14 protein-coding genes are annotated in these 17,682 nt (G+C 37.8%); 7 read left to right on the top strand and 7 right to left on the bottom strand.

What is annotated here, in order from left to right; translation table 11 throughout:
- Nucleotides 1-4: 4 nt before the first annotated feature.
- Nucleotides 5-3,427 carry a HEAT repeat domain-containing protein gene (locus tag AC0L7T_RS12875; RefSeq protein ID WP_473343368.1) on the bottom strand — a complete coding sequence of 1,141 codons (3,423 nt, stop codon included), beginning with the start codon at nt 3,425-3,427 and terminating at the stop codon, nt 5-7.
- A gap of 239 nt (nt 3,428-3,666) precedes the next feature.
- Nucleotides 3,667-5,049 carry an AGE family epimerase/isomerase gene (locus tag AC0L7T_RS12870; protein WP_473343064.1) on the bottom strand — a complete coding sequence of 461 codons (1,383 nt, stop codon included), beginning with the start codon at nt 5,047-5,049 and terminating at the stop codon, nt 3,667-3,669.
- 230 nt (nt 5,050-5,279) lie between these two features.
- Between AC0L7T_RS12870 and AC0L7T_RS12865 the strand changes: the two genes are divergently transcribed.
- The 6 genes from AC0L7T_RS12865 (at nt 5,280) to AC0L7T_RS12840 (ending at nt 10,765) form a co-directional block, all read left to right on the top strand.
- On the top strand, nt 5,280-5,636 hold the full coding sequence (locus tag AC0L7T_RS12865) for a BlaI/MecI/CopY family transcriptional regulator (RefSeq protein ID WP_473343063.1): 357 nt from the start codon (nt 5,280-5,282) through the stop codon (nt 5,634-5,636).
- 3 nt (nt 5,637-5,639) lie between these two features.
- Complete coding sequence (locus tag AC0L7T_RS12860) at nt 5,640-6,944, top strand: M56 family metallopeptidase (protein ID WP_473343062.1); 1,305 nt, start codon at nt 5,640-5,642, stop codon at nt 6,942-6,944.
- A 347-nt stretch (nt 6,945-7,291) separates the two neighbouring features.
- Complete coding sequence (gene tyrS, locus AC0L7T_RS12855; RefSeq protein WP_473343061.1) at nt 7,292-8,581, top strand: tyrosine--tRNA ligase; 1,290 nt, start codon at nt 7,292-7,294, stop codon at nt 8,579-8,581.
- Nucleotides 8,582-8,624: 43 nt separating this feature from the next.
- Nucleotides 8,625-9,323, top strand: coding sequence for a TetR/AcrR family transcriptional regulator (locus tag AC0L7T_RS12850; RefSeq protein WP_473343060.1), 699 nt, complete (start codon nt 8,625-8,627; stop codon nt 9,321-9,323).
- 196 nt (nt 9,324-9,519) lie between these two features.
- Nucleotides 9,520-9,723 (top strand): hypothetical protein, encoded by a 204-nt coding sequence (locus tag AC0L7T_RS12845; RefSeq protein WP_473343059.1) that lies wholly within the window; start codon nt 9,520-9,522, stop codon nt 9,721-9,723.
- 274 nt (nt 9,724-9,997) lie between these two features.
- A complete protein-coding gene (locus AC0L7T_RS12840) occupies nt 9,998-10,765 on the top strand; it encodes an SDR family NAD(P)-dependent oxidoreductase (protein WP_473343058.1) in 768 nt (255 codons plus the stop codon).
- Between the two features lie 453 nt (nt 10,766-11,218).
- Here the strand turns inward: AC0L7T_RS12840 and AC0L7T_RS12835 are convergent, their stop codons facing one another.
- The 5 genes from AC0L7T_RS12835 to AC0L7T_RS12815 form a co-directional block, all read right to left on the bottom strand.
- Nucleotides 11,219-12,166 (bottom strand): YihY/virulence factor BrkB family protein, encoded by a 948-nt coding sequence (locus tag AC0L7T_RS12835; protein ID WP_473343057.1) that lies wholly within the window; start codon nt 12,164-12,166, stop codon nt 11,219-11,221.
- A 921-nt stretch (nt 12,167-13,087) separates the two neighbouring features.
- Nucleotides 13,088-13,645, bottom strand: a complete 558-nt coding sequence (locus tag AC0L7T_RS12830) for a 1-acyl-sn-glycerol-3-phosphate acyltransferase (RefSeq protein ID WP_473343056.1) — start codon at nt 13,643-13,645, stop codon at nt 13,088-13,090.
- Nucleotides 13,642-14,448: a patatin-like phospholipase family protein gene (locus AC0L7T_RS12825; RefSeq protein ID WP_473343055.1), complete on the bottom strand. Its 807-nt coding sequence runs from the start codon at nt 14,446-14,448 to the stop codon at nt 13,642-13,644. The genes AC0L7T_RS12830 and AC0L7T_RS12825 overlap by 4 nt, the downstream gene beginning before the upstream one ends.
- A gap of 56 nt (nt 14,449-14,504) precedes the next feature.
- Nucleotides 14,505-15,452, bottom strand: coding sequence for an acetyl-CoA carboxylase carboxyltransferase subunit alpha (locus AC0L7T_RS12820; RefSeq protein WP_473343054.1), 948 nt, complete (start codon nt 15,450-15,452; stop codon nt 14,505-14,507).
- Nucleotides 15,453-15,540: 88 nt separating this feature from the next.
- On the bottom strand, nt 15,541-16,194 hold the full coding sequence (locus AC0L7T_RS12815) for an ABC transporter ATP-binding protein (protein ID WP_473343053.1): 654 nt from the start codon (nt 16,192-16,194) through the stop codon (nt 15,541-15,543).
- A 252-nt stretch (nt 16,195-16,446) separates the two neighbouring features.
- Between AC0L7T_RS12815 and sucC the strand changes: the two genes are divergently transcribed.
- Entirely contained in the window at nt 16,447-17,661 is a 1,215-nt protein-coding gene (gene sucC, locus AC0L7T_RS12810; protein WP_473343052.1) for an ADP-forming succinate--CoA ligase subunit beta, read from the top strand.
- Nucleotides 17,662-17,682 lie beyond the last annotated feature (21 nt).

Below are 17,682 nucleotides of genomic sequence, written 5' to 3'. Positions count from 1 at the left end.
AAGGCTATTGTTCTTCTTTATCTAATGTCACTAGAAAACTAACCAAATCTCGGATTTCTCTTTTTGTCAATAAAGCCTTCATATCAGGCATAGAGGACAAGGCATTTGACCTCTCTTTTATGGTGTTTTTTGCAATAATTTTATCTGGTTCATTTCCTATTTTTAAAGTAATGCTGCTTTTGTCTTCATTTACTACAATTCCTGAAACGCTATTCTCCTCGTTAAGTTTTAAGGTAACAACTCCATAACCAGGGGCAAGCCGATTGCTTGGTGCCACAAGAGCTTCAAGCAATTGCTTCCTATCAAGTCTATTGGCAATACCATTTAATCGAGGACCAGCATTACCTCCAAAATCATCGTAAGAATGACAACGCATGCATTGGGCATTCTGGTTTTGGAAGAAAATCCTTCGTCCCTTAGAAGCATCCCCTCCAAAGAGGCTTCCATTGTAACTTGCTAAAGCATTCCCAGCATACAAATTTTCATTAATGGCTTTATATTTAGCTAACAAATTCGCACTGCCTAATGTTTCCAGTGCTTCACTTAATTCCAATTCAACGGCTGCTGGTAATTTTTTATTCTTTAACTCATCTAGTAATTTTTCAAAAACGGGAAGAGCATAAGCTTCATCTACTTTTCCTAAAGTGCTTATTGCCGCTTGCTTTTCTTCCACTGTTTGATTTAGGATCACTTGCTCTAATAAGTTGGCTACTGTATTGCCAGACAAGTCCATTTCTCCCAGAATTGCCAAACCAGCAACCCTCACACTTTTATCTTTGTCCGTAGTGGCCTGTTCTAGTGCGATCTCCATATTATCAGCTTCTGATTTAGCCAGTGCATTTAATGCAGCCTCTCTGACCAATGGATCCCTATCTGTTTTAAGCATGGACAGCAATTTATCGGAAGTATTGGCAATCTTTAATAATCCAACCGCATTTACGGCAGTGTATCGAAGGGATGCATTTGAATGATTGATCAGTTTCAACAATGGAGCCGATGCCTGTTGCCTTATTAAATTCGATTCCCGTTTTATTTCTCCTCTATATCTACCATCCACCCTGTCCAGGACGGATGGATTATCCCAGGTAGAAAGGGCATTTATGGCTTCAATGCGCATGCTTTCCGGTGCAGATTCCATGGCAATAAAGCGAAGCACCTGATTAAGTGCGGCTTCATTTCCCACCCTAAGATTGGCATTTATAGCCCTTCTGAGCAATGGTTCTGAGGACAGGTTTTCCCTGGTTAGTACTTTACCCAAAGCAGGCAATGCTGCTTCAATGGAATAATCATCATTGATGGCCCTTGCTGCTTCAGCAACAATATATTCATCTTTATCCTCCAAAAAGGCAGCCACTTCAGGTGCCTGAATGCGCCTCAATGCAACTACAGCAGCAATCCTTACTGCCTTTGACGGATGTTGGTAAAGCGCTTCAACAGCAGCCACATCCCCTATCCTCGCTAAGGCCAGGCTACCGGCATGTCGTAAATATACGTCTTCATCATTATTGGCTTCTAGAAATGCGATTAGGGGTTGAACTGCGGAAGCGGCCTTAATCCTGCCCAATGCCTCAGCTGCAAAGAATTGTACCCGGACCGATTGGTCTTGAAGAAGAGGAACCAAATTTCCTTCAGCTTCCTCATACCTTATATCTCCCAGCCATCTAGCCCCTTGGGCCCTTATTTCAGGGTCCGTATCCTTTAGCATAGGGATCAGCAATTCACCTGCATTGGGTTCACCTGATCGGGCAAGTTGTGCTATTCCCCAAATGGCATGAACTCTTGCCATTTGGCCATTGCCTGCACCTAGTCTTGCCTGAAATATTTCAAGTCCATCACTGCCTCTTTTGGCCAATTCAAACTGTGCTTTTTGTCGCACCCTTTTGTCAGGATTATCCAGCAAATTACTCAATTCAGCGTCCTTTTTTTCCTTGAAATTAGCCTTAATCAAGGTTTCTGTATCATTTCTCAGCTGGTTATTTTTGCCTTCGCTAACCTCCATTTTCCAGATTCTACCATTGTCCTTAGTGCCCCAACCATCAATCCAATCAGCAAAATAAAGGGCTCCATCCGGGCCAAAGTCCATTCCCGTCGCCAATATTCCACCCATGATCTTTTTGGTCTCGGTCATTTCAAATCCAGCTCCTTTTGGGGCCAGTTTGAAAGCATGGATTCCTGACCTTGCTGGGTTTCCTGAAAATCCTGCTACAAAAAAAGTGTCTTTCCATCGCTCCCCTAAAGCAGTACCTGGATTATACAACATACCCGTAGGGCCATTGATGTAGTTTTTTATAGGTGGAAGAAAATACGCGGCCTGACCTTCTTGGCGCGGTTTGTACATTTCCTCATCCATCCAAACCTTGTATTCATTGTTCTTGGGGTCCCTGTATTTACCAAATTGCCAGTTTATTCTCCATCCTGTATCGGAACCATCTACCAGGTACACCAGGCGCTCACTTTCACCCCGGTGGTCACCATCATTGTCTACGCTTATCAGGTTCCCAAAATCATCAAAAACAAATTCATGTGTATTTCTTACCCCCATGGCAAAAATCTCAAAATCGCTTCCATCAGGGTTTGAGCGTGCGATTACTCCTCTATTGGGATATTTATTGGTGTTGCCATCCTGGTCTTTTCCGTTAAAGCCTATGTCACCTATACCCCAATAAACCCTGCCATCGGGTCCCATTTCAAGGCCAGACATTCCATGTCCTCCAAAACCAATATGAATACCATATCCATGAGAGATGGACACCTTTTCCTTGGTCAATCCAGTTTTAGGATCTTCTTTGACCCGCCACATATCAGGAGCCGCACCTACGAAAAGATCGTCTCCAAATTTCATCACCGCTCCTGCTACATCGGTAACCTCTTCATTTAATTCTTCAAAGACCAATTGGTATTGATCTGCCAGACCATCTTCATCCGTATCCTCAAGCCGGTATATATGGTCTTTTTCAATGGCCATGTCTTTCCAGGTATGGAATCCATCTCCATTAAGATCTTCCAGCCACTCGTTTTTATCGCTGTTTTCTTCTGAAAGTTCTTCCCTTAAAAAAGCCCGCTTTTCTTCAATGGTTTGCAAAGCAATTGACCTGATCTCCCAGTCTTGATGCCTTCTTATATCATGCTCGGAGTTTTTTTGTCGATTGGTACGGCTATAATACAACCTTCCCTGGTAGTCAAAATCTATGGAGATTGGATCAAAAACCATAGAATCAGATGCCCATATATGCACCATCAACCCGGAATCTAATGATGGCTGTACCATTTCCTCAACCTGAGATGCCCAATTCTGGGTATCAGTAGCACTAAAATGCTTAATTTTTAAATCCTGCTCATCCTTTGAACCACAACTAAAAATAATTAATACACTAGCAAATAATAAATATTGCAACTGCTGTCTAAATTTCACATTCAATAGATTCATAGAATATTCTCTGGTCATTATTGTTAATCTGGGTTAAACCCCTGCTGGTGTAAAACAGGAAAACGTAGTTATTCATTATATGTTCCTGCTAGCAACAGTTCCTTCTCCTCAATTCTCTTAATACTTCTGAACAGCACGGATTACTAAAGGTTTAAATAAAAGACACTATTCAAGTTCAGAAATATAAGGAAAAGATTATTAGTGGGAAATAAAACTTTTATAAAGATTGGAAACATGCCTTAATGACCAACTCCACCCTTATTTATAGTCAATGCGAGATGGGAAGGGTCCCGTAGCTTTTGTTCACAGTTATTCAATGACCTGAAGTTGTGATAAGCGGTTTTCCATATATGGCCTTTTTGGGCATTTTTTAATTCTGGCTGTTTATCCCATCCACCAGCATACCATTCTCCATTTTGATGGTCAATAAGGTATTTTTGTATATAATTCCATTGAAGTTTAAATTTACTAAAATACTGCATCGCATCATTGGGGTATAAATCCGTCAGAATTAAAAGGGTATTGAGCCCCTCGGCTTGTGCCCACCAGTTTTTCGTGTCCTTGATAACTTCTGGTGGTGCTTCACCGGGAAAATAATAACCACCATCATAGAACCCGCCTGTTGCATTATCCCAGCCATATGTGAGCGAATGGTCTACCATTTTCTTACCTATTTCCCAAGTGGCATGGTCATCAACCAGCCCCAAAACATGCGAGGCTTCCATCATCAAATAGGCCGTCTCTACATCATGCCCGTAGGAAACATGGTCTATGGAATGGTGCTTCTCTATGGAGTCCCTACCTTCTTCCCTAAAACTTACAGGAGTCCAATCTGGTTGTAAAAACAACTGAAGGTAACCCTCCTTTTGAACTATGGTGTCCCTGATTAAGGCCAGTAGTTCTTTAGTCCTTTGCTTAAGTAAAGGGTCTTTCCATACAGTGTATAATTCAGTAAATGCTTCTAATAAATGGATGGAGCTATTTTGATCTTTGTACCCAATGGTGGATGTAGAGGGGGTGCTGCTATCTCTATCCAGTGGAGAACCATCTACTGCCAGAGATTGGAAATACCCGCCATATTGAGGGTCATAACTGTTTTCTTCCAGCCAATAAAAGGCTTTCTTAGCCAATTCAAGGACTTCGGGATCCGATGACACCTTATAATACGCAGCAAGGCCATAAATACCGAAGGAATTACCATAGGCAGTTTTAGCTCCAATACCACTTTCCTTTACCTGACCATCACGACTTAGCAAGGTGTGAAACCCACCATTCTCTTTGTCCCAAAATTTATCTCTTATAAAGGTATAGCCAAGCCTTGCTCCTTTTTTATAGTGATCAGTATCTGGGCTTCTCTCTATCATTTTAGACAAGGTCCACAAGTGCCTGGCTTGTGAAACAATCATCTTGTCCTGATTTTCTGTTGGATTAAAGGCTGCATCAAAGGAACTGATATAACCTCCAAATTCAGTATCATAAGCTTTCGGGTACCAATGGTTGATCAATTCATTGTTGATGGAGTAAGCCATCTCATCTGCCAATTTAATTCTTTCGGGTGTTTGAGCAAGTATTGGCTGGGCAAGACAGCAGGTAAAAATAACTACACATGTCAGAAGCTTCATATAATTTTGGGTTTAAATAATTACTTAAATTTAATTTCATTCTTTGGGATTTCCAACTAAGCGAACTTTGGAGAGAAAAATGATAAATAACTATAATAGAAACCCTTTCGAGGGAAATCAAATTTGAACACACAACCTTTAGTTTAAATTATTAGTTATTTAACTGGTAAAACAATTGACAAACTGGAAAACCCGTTGTATATTTATTCAAATTTAAATTTCAAATCTCTATGGAGAAATTGACCAAGAAAGAAGAGGAGCTAATGCAAATCCTTTGGAAACTTAAAAAGGCATTCGTTAAGGACATTGTGGCCAAATATCCCGATCCAAAACCCCATTACAATACTATCTCATCCCTCATCAGGGTTTTGCAAGAAAAAGAAGTGGTAGGATTCAATGCCTTCGGCAATACTTATGAATATTTCCCATTGCTTAAAAAAGAAGCCTACCGCAAAATTTACATGAAAGAAATTGTCAGTCATTACTTTGACAATTCATTTTCCAGTGCCGTTGCTGCCTTTGTAAAAGAGGAAAAATTGGATGAGGAGGAAGTAAAAGAATTGATACAATTGATAAAATCAAAATAATTTATGGAAGCTGTTTTTCTTTATTTATTGAAGGTATCATTGGCCACAGCGGTTTTATACCTTACCTACCATTTCCTATTCCGAGAAAAAAAACAATTTGTTTTTAATCGCTACTACTTACTGCTTATCCTTCCTGTCGCCCATATTCTTCCATTAATTAGCTTTCCCACAGGAGCTGATCTATCCGTGACTACTGTTTATTTTAATGAAATAAATCCACTCCCAATAAGTGGATCTAATGTAATACAGAATAACGGTGAAAATACCTTAATTAATTGGATATCAGTTTTGTCCATCATTTATGTTTCTGGGATGGTTTTCTGTCTGATAAGGTTTTTTATCAGCTATATTCAAGCATCGGCCATACAAAAAGCATCCCAACAGGACATCATCGATAACCAAACAGTCTACTTGTCAGAAAAAAATATACGGGCATTTACCTTCATTGATAAAATTATCATTGGAAGAAATATCCTCGATCATCCAAGTTTAAAAATGGTGATTGACCATGAGAAGGTTCATCTTAAGGAGAATCATTTCATTGATTTATTTATCATTGAATTTCTTTCGGCCTTCCAATGGTTCAATCCTTTTGCTATTACCATTAACAAAGCGGTAAGACTAAACCTGGAATACAGAGCTGATGATATGGTTGTACAACAAGCAAACATGAGGCAATACCAAATGGCATTAATCTCAATGGTCAGCGAAAGAATAGCGCTGCCACAATTCACAGAATTGAACTCAAACAACCTCAGAAACCGCATACTCATGATGAAATCTCAAAATGAATCGAAATTTTCAAAAATCAGGAAATTAGCTGTCCTTCCAGTTTTTCTAATCCTATTGGCAGGCCTATCCGAAAAAACTACTGCGTTAAAGGCAAGTGATGTTCCAGAAATGAACCTAAATATAACTGAAAGCGAATTGCCAAAGGCCCAGGAAAAATCAACAGACCCAGCAATAAATAGTATAGATGAATTAATTAGGTATATAGCCAAAACCATTACCTACCCAAAAGAAGCCAAAGAATATGGGCAGAATGGAAGGTTAATTGTATTTGCAAAGGTAGATAACAATGGAAAAGTGACGGGCGTTTATAGGGATCGGCCTCAAAGAAAAGTTTTTACACTTAGCGAAATAGTAATTGTTGGATATGGAATTGATCCTTCATTAATTACTGAAGTCAACGACTACCCATGGCTGTTTGAAGAATGTAAAAGTCTAATTGAAGGATTCCCTGAATTGAACATCCCTGAATTAAAAAATAACACGGTGAAATTTCAGTTTAAATTCAAATTAAAATAATAATCTTTCCAATCCTGATTTTCGGCTGATAGCAATTTAGTTTTTGAAATAAAATCAACCTCCAAACCGATAATTATAGATTTACCATGCACAGGCTTTTTAATACCTCCTTGGGGAAGATTATAATTCTACCTTTTTAAATCCATTGGCCCCAATATTATTATTTTTTCCGGAAACGGGTAGATTCATTTTATAAGCTTCTCCCCCATTCTAATCCGTAAAGACCCATTTAAAATTTATGGTATTCCTAATGAAAGAGCAGAAGGGTAAATTATTAAATCCTTTTCATTCCTTCCTTTTATCAAGATGCCTTATATTTGCGGACGCATAATAAAAAGCCAAGTAGAATGAATGATTTTATAGCTGAATTAAAGTGGCGGGGCATGATCCAGGACATGACCGCAGGATTAGAAGAACATATTCAAAAAGGAAAAGCATCAGCCTATCTTGGTTTTGACCCAACTGCTGATTCACTTCATATTGGCCATTTGGTTGGAGTAATGACCTTGCTCCATTTTCAGCGATCAGGGCATCAACCAGTTGCACTTATAGGAGGTGCTACGGGTATGATAGGAGATCCTTCCTTTAAGTCCTCAGAGCGAAACTTATTGGACAAGGCTACTTTGGATCAAAACATTGCTGGCATCCGAAAACAATTAGAGAAATTTTTAGATTTTGATGCAGAAGCATCCAATAAAGCCTTGTTGGTTAACAATTACGACTGGATGTCTGAATTTTCATTCTTGGAATTCATTAGGGACGTAGGCAAATACATCACCGTCAACTACATGATGGCAAAAGATTCAGTGAAAAGAAGACTTGAAGATGGCAATGGTTTGTCTTTTACAGAGTTTACTTACCAGTTGATCCAAGGCTATGACTTTTATTATTTATGGAAAAACAAAGGTTGTAGCATTCAGTTGGGTGGATCTGATCAGTGGGGTAATATTGTCACTGGTACTGAACTGATTCGAAAAAAAGCCGGAGGTGAAGCTTTTGCACTTACAGTGCCGCTGATTACCAAAGCGGATGGCACCAAGTTTGGAAAAACAGAAGGTGGAAGTGTTTGGCTTGATCCAGAAAAGACATCCCCTTATGCTTTTTACCAGTTTTGGCTTAATGTTTCTGATGAAGATGCAGCCAAATATATCCGAATCTTCACCACCTTAGACCAAAAAGCCATTGAAGGTTTAGAAAAAGAACATATTGGAGCACCGCATCTACGGGTTTTACAAAAAGCCTTGGCAGAGGAAATTACAATTCTTGTTCACAGCCTAAAAGAATATGAAGTAGCGGTGAAAGCGTCAGGAATTCTATTTGGTAAATCTTCCCTGGAAGATTTGTCTACACTAGATGAACGTACTTTTCTGCAGGTTTTCGATGGAGTAGATGTGATAGAAATGGATCAAAAAACCTATGAAAATGCTGAAAATGCCCTGGATTTACTGACTTTAGACCAAACCATTTTTAAATCTAAAGGCGAAGCCAGAAAAATGATTCAAGGTGGTGGTGTCTCTATCAATAAGCAAAAAATAGAAAATCCAAACAATAAAGTGGATACCCCCTTGCTTCAAGGTAAGTACCTTTTGGTCCAAAAAGGAAAGAAAAATTATTATATAATCAAGGTTCTCTCTTAAGGATTATATTTAAGGGAGATTTATAACAGGCATAAAATAGAATATGGGCGTTTACGAAAGACAGCAAAAAGAGAAAAAGATCCTTGAATCAGCCATTGCATTGTTTGCTGAAAAAGGGCTCCATGCAACAAAAGTCGAAGACGTAGCCAAGAAAGCTAAAATAAGTAAAGGTCTGGTTTATTTTTATTATAAAAGTAAAGAGGACCTTTACATGGCCATTACTAAAAAGGGCATTGAAGAATTGAAAGAGGTCTTCAACAAGTCCTTCGGGAAAGGAAAAGACAAAACGGGCATAGAGGTAATGACCGATATGGTCAATGGTTATTTTCAATTTGTCCAAGAAAAGAAAGTTTTCCATGATGCCATTTTATATTTTCTGTCTGTTTTGGAATTGTATCATCAAGATTCAGAAAAAGTAAATCCATTGCTTTTAGAAAGCCAATTTTTCAATAAGTTGCTTCAAAGCCACAATGATTTGGCGAAAATCGGCATCAAAGCGATTTCTCAAGGCATTAAGGATGGTAGCATGCGTCCTGATCTGCAGGCCGACAGCACTTTTTATACCATTTGGAGCATGCTGATTGGCTACTGTCAATTGTCTGGCTCAGTGAATTTGGAGCCAAATGACATTAAGATCAATATTGAAAGTTGGAAAAATGGCTTCAATAAGATCCTTTTTGAAATATTAAAAGGCACCAGCAACCCATTCAAAACCCAACCCATACAGGGAAATCTTTTTTAAAAGTTGAATTTGGTGGTAAAAAAGAGGAAAAGTTAACCTCTTAAGCTATAGACAAGCAATTGGGAGTGCAAATTACGTCCATGGATGTGCAACAATCCTTAATGTGAAATTAAAGTTAAAAAAAAGTGAAATCTCTCTTTTTTAGGCATCTTTATTGTTCTATAAATATATAGTAGAATTAATTAAAGACAAAACTATGGATTTATTAATAGGAGCACTCATTATTTTTGCAATTGTAATTGCGATATTCCTGCTTTATAAGAAAATATTTAGCACGAAGAAATCAAAAGCAGGTAAAGAACAGGAAATCTCGGCCAAAGAAGTTTTAGGCAAGGAGGTTTCAGAAATTAACGATCGGAACATTACCCACCCTAAATCGGATAAGGTCAAAAAAGAATGATTTTGATAATGATTATTTTAGGTACTTAACAAAAAAATAATCTATAGGATAAATAATGGGTATTTTAAGACCTACCTTACCGAAATACACATTAAAATCAGATAGTTATAGCCGGTATCCTATTATTAAGCGCTGTAATTTTTTGGGATATAAGCTTTTCCATTTATTGTAAATGCAATACTTACTGAGATGGAACACCAATTAAATTGCTTTATCCAGGTTAAAATTTTAAATTTGATTAGGTATATTTCTGACAAAATAAAACAGAAAATTTATGGATTTAAGTACACTATTTTCATTACATGGCAAAGTCGCTATTATAACTGGCGCAAGTAGTGGCATTGGTTTTTCAATCGCACATTTTTTTGCTGCAGCTGGAGCTAAAGTGGTGATAAATAGTAGAAATCAGGAACGTCTAGATGAGGCCATTGCCAAACTTAAGGAGAAAGGTTATGTGGCCATGGGAGTAGCCAATAATATCGGCTATGAAGAGGATAGAAAAAATTTGATTGAGCAAACGGTTAATAAATACGGACAAATCGATATCCTAGTAAACAACGCTGCTACCAACCCTGTATATGGAGCGATAGAAACCACAGACTTGGGTGTGTTCGATAAAATTCTGGATGTGAATTTGAAAGCTCCTTATGAGTTGTCAAAACTTAGCCTTCCCTATTTAAAACAATCTTCTTCAGCTTCCATTATCAATATTAGCTCTATAAGTGCCTTATCACCTGAGAAAGGGCTTGGCCTTTATAGCGTCAGTAAATCAGCCCTTATTTCGTTGACAAAAGTCTTTGCGAAAGAATGGGGTACTTACAATATACGTGTAAATGCCATTTGCCCTGGGTTGATTAAAACAAAATTCAGTGAGGTTTTATGGTCAAATCAAGAACTTCGTGAGAAATTTTTAGAAGAACTCCCCTTACAAAGAATAGGCGAAGAAGGAGAGATAGGATCCATGGCACTATTTCTAGCATCTGAGGCATCGAGCTACACCACAGGTAGTATATTTACCGTTGATGGTGGATTTCAGGCTTAATTCAACACAGGCCTTAAGTATTAAAAAAGGTAAAGCACCCCAACTAATAGGCGAATTTCACTCTTTAGATACCAATGGAAATGAGTTCAATTGATTTTAAAATTAGGACAATTAAGGCTAGAAAAGTAGGCACGACTACTTTTTTAAATAACCATCGTTGTATAATTACACCTAATTCAGTCTCTTCAATGGGACGATTTCAGGCATAAATCGATCCCATCACCCTAAAATAGTAGGTATAGGGATTGATTTGCGCAATGGATGGGCAAAGGTCATGGTGCAATGGAAGTAGAACCAATTGGTTAATGGTGAAATGATTTAATTGCGAGAAAGAGGGGATTTGAGTCATTTTGGATTCTGAAAAGCAATTTACACCGCGCTATCCTATTTACATTACAAGCTTTAAAGGCGGATGTCCTATGTCCGCTTGTTTAAATCTAATATCCAAGCTTCTTAATGATCTCCCTCTTCTTCCTCCTCATCATCATTTATTTCAATAAGCCGAACTTTAACCGCTTCATTTATTGGGGTAACATGTCCTCCAACATTTTCAGCAATATAATAGGTTAATTGAGCACCAAAAAGGAAGATTACTACGGAATAATACACCCATATTAAAACGACCACCAAAGAGCCAGCGGTGCCATAATAACTTCCAACATCAGCGTTTCCTAAATAAAGGCCGATGAGTAATTTCCCCAAACCAAAAAGGAGCATTGTCACGAAAGCGCCTAACCAGACATCTTTCCAATTCACCTTGGCATCAGGAAGAATCTTATACATAAGGCCAAAAACCAGCACAAAAATGGATTGAGTCACCAGAAAATTAATAACTGATGCCAACTTCAAAGTACCAGTATCAAAAATATCAGAAAAATAATTCAACAAGATAACTATAAAAGCATCAGCAAGGAGAGATACCAATAAAAGAAACCCAATGGAAGCAACCATTGAAAAACTTAGAATCCTGTTCATTATGAATTTCAAAAACCCCTTTTCAGGTTTTGACCTTATGTGCCATATATGATTGATACTATTTTGTAAACTAACAAATACAGTGGTAGCTGAAAAGATTAAAACAGAAATACCTACAATCCGTGAATACAAAGTCTGTCCACTTATAGCGACATTTGCCATAACACCTTCTAAAGTTGAAGCACTATCACTACCCATCATTTTAGTCACCTGAGCCAGTAGTTCCTCTTTTACAGTGTCTTCATTCAATATTACTGAAGCAATATTGAGAATAATAATCAATAAGGCTGGTAAAGAGAAAATGGTGTAAAAGGCCGTTGAAGCAGCAAAAGTTATGGAATCATTCTTCCCAAAATCTTTAACAGCATCAATAAGGATTTCAAAAATTGAATATTTTTTAAGCCTTTTTAATTTATTTTTGATCATTGTTTTTTTCCTGAATTTGAATCTAATGTACCAAAAACCATTCCCTATTTTTGTTCTGAATAAGATTTTTGATGTTTACTAGAAAAAAAATTTAGCAACATACTTCCTGGTTTCCCATGATGCCAGTAGTGATTTTTTTACGTATATGTCTACAATGGTATTACCCAAATTTTGGCACCTGTCGAATGATTGCCTACCGAATTCATTTAAAATCAATTCCCAAAGGCTTCAGTCCCTGAAATATGAAGACTTGCATCGGAGTCAGCCTACCTAGGTAATTTTAACTGAGGTCAGCATTTATCTAATTCTTTCAAAATGCAGCAAAAAAATCAATGCCATGGATTTTTCCCTATAGAAAAGTGTAATACACAATACTGGGTCTTACAGGTATTGTTGCTTTTTTTCTGCAACATTGCTGAAAAAATTTCAAGCTAGGTTTGATTTACTAGGTAACATTTCCCCAGATCTTGTATCTAAATTAAAGCGTTTTAAAAAATTAGGTAAACTGACCAATAGGACAAGTCTATTTTTCAAAAACGCCATTTATTTGCTATTTTATTGAAAATAAGAAATAAAGAGATCAGGCTACATTAAATCCGCTATACAGCCTTTTATTTTTGTTTCACCTTAGCATCAAGGCCTTTCCAGATCGTAGTAAAAAGAAAAAAAATATACCTGAAAAGTATGGATATATAATTTTTTTTCCCTTAGAAAGAAATCTTAAGGATTAGTTTCTAGTAAAGAAAAATGGATTATAGATACATTAAATAGAATTATGTAACAACTTTAATTGATCTTTCTTAAACAATTATATATTCGAAAGACATTCCATCTATTACTTATTTAAGGAGTAAATTTTTAGATAATAGTTTAGAAAAGGTTTTACAATAAGCAGAAATCAGACCTTGAGCATAAAGGATATTAACGGATACCTTGATCTGGATATTTTCCAGTAATGGTTCTACCAAAAGCTTTCAATTCTTCCACTTGTTCCTGAAGATTTCCATTTGGATGGATGACAGGACCTATGCCTGCCAGCTTCCTTTTATAGTCTAAAAACCCGACCACTATGGGCACATTTGCTCCTAAGGCAATATGGTAAAAACCAGATTTCCAACGAGGTGCATAGCTTCTAGTCCCCTCTGGGGTCACCATCATAACCAACTCCTCCCTATCATTCAGCATCTGTATCATGGCTTCAGTATAGGTTTGTTTTCTTTTTCCAATAACCTTTTTTCTATCAATCGGTATTCCTCCTAAAGCTTTAATCAACCAACCAAGTGGCCCTATCATTATTTCCTTCTTAATGGTGAATTTTACAGGGACTTCCATAATATAGAAGGCAGAACGGGCATAAACCAAATCCCAATTACTGGTATGTGGAATCGCAATAAGGACAGCCTTTTTTAAACCTTGCGGCCAATTTCCTGAAACTTTCCAACCAGAAATCCAAAGTATTAAACGGGCGATTAATTTCATGATTTAAATAGACTATTAATATCTTGACTTTTTAACCTAGACATTGATGGGTTTTCAAGTAAAAATTCTTTACAATACCGGTATCCGGTATCATATATTTCGTTGGCTTTTTTAACCTCCAATACACCAAATTGGGCCAAACCCGGAGGGTCAATAAAGTAATCACATTTATTTTTCCTACTGTAGACATTATAGTTTAATGTCATAATCACAGAACGCTCGATCAACCCTTTAATGTGGGTGTCGGCCTTTAAATCCGGAAGATTGTTGCAATTAATCCCAACAATCGCATCACAGATTTCTTCCAATGGTTCTATGGGAAGGTTATTAAGCACTCCCCCGTCAATGTACAAATCCCCATCCATTAATATCGGCTCAAACATGCCTGGAATGCAGGAAGAGGCCATCAATCGTTTTATCAATGGGCCCTTGGAGAAAAACTCTGTGCGGCTTTTTTGGAAATTTGTAGCCGCAACATAGATAGGAACTTTTAAGGCTGAAAAATCATCCTCTGGCAAATACTTGGCAAATAAATCTGCCAAAAGGTCCATTCTTAACAAGGCCTTAAAACTGATTGAAGGTTTGAAGAATTTGAAGTATTTGGTTTGAACAATTATCTCAAGGATTTCTTTTGGTTGGTAGCCATGGGCATACAAGGCTGCAACGATCGCTCCAGCGCTACTTCCAGAAAGACAATCAGGGTATATCCCTTCCTCATTTAGCCCTTGCAATATCCCAAGGTGCGCAATACCTCTTACTCCACCTCCAGATAATGCGACTCCAATTTTATTGGTTTTTTCCAAAATAATAATTAACAGGATATATATATTAACCCACAATTACTGCAATAAATGACACCTTACTCCTGAACAAAACCCATCGAACAAAATTTCTCTATTCGTTTTTCTATGCGTTTATCCACTTTCATTTTGTCAAGCTCAACCAGCGATTCATTAATTTTTTCTTTAATTCTCAAGGCCATGTCCTGCATATTTCTATGGGCACCGCCTAGAGGCTCTTCTATAATAGAGTCGATCAGACCATTGCTCTTCATGTCTGGGCCTGTCAATTTAAGGGCTTCAGCGGCTTGTTCCTTATGGTCCCAGCTTCTCCACAGGATTGTAGAACAGTTTTCAGGGGAAATAACTGAATACCAGGAGTTTTCTAGCATCATCACCTTATCTCCAATGGCTATCCCTAAAGCTCCACCAGAAGCTCCTTCACCAATAATGATGCAGATTACCGGAACTTTCAGCTTGAACATCTCCCGAAGGTTTTTGGCGATAGCTTCACCCTGCCCTCTTTCCTCTGCCTCAATTCCAGGATAGGCACCTGGAGTATCTATTAAAGTGACAATTGGTTTGTTGAATTTCTCGGCCATCTTCATCAGCCGCAAAGCCTTCCTATAACCTTCAGGATTGGCCATTCCGAAATTTCTTTCTTGCCGTAGCTTGGTATTTCTCCCTTTCTGTTGGCCTATAAACATGACTGATCGTCCGTCTATATCACCAAGCCCACCTATCATCGCCTTGTCATCCTTCACTGTTCTATCACCATGCAACTCAATAAAGTTGCTGGTCATTTCATAAATATAATCCAATGCATAAGGCCTATCGGCATGCCGGGAAAGTTGCACTCGCTGCCATCGAGTGAGGTTTTGAAAGGTTTCCCTTTTTAATACCTGAAGCTTTTCATCCAGAGACTTAATATCTGTCGACAGATCTATGTTTTTTTCATTGGCCAATTGAATCATTTCCTGAAGTTTAAGTTCAAGGTCAGCAATTGGCTTTTCAAATTCTAATACCATAAAGTGAAGTTTTGAAGTATCAAAGATAAAAATTAATTTTTGATTACGTGACCAACTTTTATCAAAGATATTTTATAAAGGTTTTAAGTCAGGTTAAAATTTTGCCATCTTTCATGGTAAGCATTCTATCCGACATCCCTGCAAGGGATTGATTGTGGGTTACGATTACGAAGGATTGACCTAGTTCATCCCTTAATTTAAAAAACAATTCATGAAGCGCTTGGGCATTCTCTGTATCAAGGTTACCACTGGGTTCATCAGCGAATATAATGTCAGGGCTATTGACAAGGGCTCTAGCTACCGCCACCCGCTGTTGCTCTCCTCCTGATAGCTGGGCAGGTTTATGACCTAACCGAGAAGTGATTCCAAGCAAATTGGCTAACTCATTGGTTCTTTTTCTAAGGACATTCTCAGGTTTTTTACCAATTAGGCCTGGAATCCAAATATTTTCTTCAGCAGTAAATTCGGGAAGCAAATTGTGAAATTGGAAAATGAAACTGATTCTATCATTTCTAAAGCTCGCTAATTTATCACCATTGAGTTTTAATACATCAAGGGCATCTACATGCAAGGATCCTTCATCCGGCCTGTCTAAAGTACCCAAGATATGCAGCAAAGTGCTTTTACCTGCTCCAGATGCCCCAACTATGGACACTATTTCTCCCTTCTCGATAGTTACATCTACTCCTTTTAGTACATGAAGGTCGCCATAATATTTTTGAAGTGATTTAGCGTAAAGCATAGGATTAACAGTAGATTAAATTTGTCTTGGTGACAAACATAGTTGTATTTTAAAATTAATCAAAAATATAATTACTATTGAAGTTTTTAATTTTTGAGGGGGCAACAGTAGCTATGCACTTGATTTTTAAGGCTTGAAACCTAATTATTGGTATAAACAGAATAAAAACATTTAAAGAATCAATAAAAAGCCCTTGCTAAATCTTGAATAATCGGACATTTGACATTAACTTCGAGCAAAAATTTGATTGGAATGAATATACACGAATATCAAGCTAAAGAAGTTTTAAAATCTTACGGAGTCAAAATACAAGAAGGGATTGTAGCAGAAAGCCCTGAAGCGGCACTTGAGGCGGCAAAGAAGCTTACTGCGGACACAGGTACTTCTTGGTATGTTCTAAAAGCACAAATCCATGCTGGAGGTAGAGGTAAAGGAGAAATTAAAGAAACAGGATCAAGAGGCGTGGTTTTGGCTAAATCATTAGAACAAGTTTCAGAGAAAGCCAAGGAAATCCTGGGAGGAACTCTTGTTACTATTCAAACAGGTGCAGAAGGGAAATTGGTTAAAAAAATCTTGGTTGCACAAGATGTTTACTATCCTGGAAAATCTGAGCCAAAGGAATATTATTTGTCAATATTATTGGACAGAGCTACTGGTAGTAATATTATCATGGCCTCTACAGAAGGTGGTGTAAACATAGAGGAAATCGCTGAAAACACCCCAGAGAAGATTATTAAGGAGTGGATAGACCCTATGGTGGGTATTCAACCTTACCAGGCACGAAAAGTAGCCTTTAAATTAGGTTTGGAAGGAAATGCATTCAAGGAAATGGTAAAGTTTATCATGGCTCTTTATGCTGCATATGATGCCAGTGATGCATCACAATTTGAAATTAACCCAGTATTAAAAACATCCGACGATCATATCCTGGCCGTAGATGCTAAAGTAAACCTGGATGACAATGCCCTTTATAGAAATAAAGGTTTGGCCGAAATGAGAGATATCGATGAGGAGGATCCATTTGAGGTGGAAGCAGCCAAATCAGGACTTAATTACGTGAAGCTTGATGGAAATGTTGGTTGTATGGTAAATGGTGCCGGGCTTGCAATGGCGACCATGGACATGATAAAACTTTCTGGTGGCGAACCGGCAAACTTCCTGGACGTTGGGGGCGGGGCCAATGCACAAACTGTTGAAGCTGGTTTTAGAATCATCCTTAAAGATCCTAAAGTTAAAGCTATCCTTATTAATGTCTTTGGTGGTATTGTTAGGTGTGACAGAATTGCATCCGGTGTAGTTGAAGCTTACAAATCCATTGGCGATATCCGTGTTCCAATTATAGTAAGACTACAAGGTACTAACGCTGAAGAAGGCGCAAAAATCATAGACGAATCAGGTCTTAAGGTGACTTCTGCAATTACTTTAAAAGAAGCAGCAGAAAAAGTACAGAACGTGCTAAATGTTTAATTAATTTCATTAATATTGCGG

The organism is Cyclobacterium sp. 10D3-21 (assembly GCF_055809755.1).
This window is presented reverse-complemented; position numbering and strand designations above follow the sequence as displayed.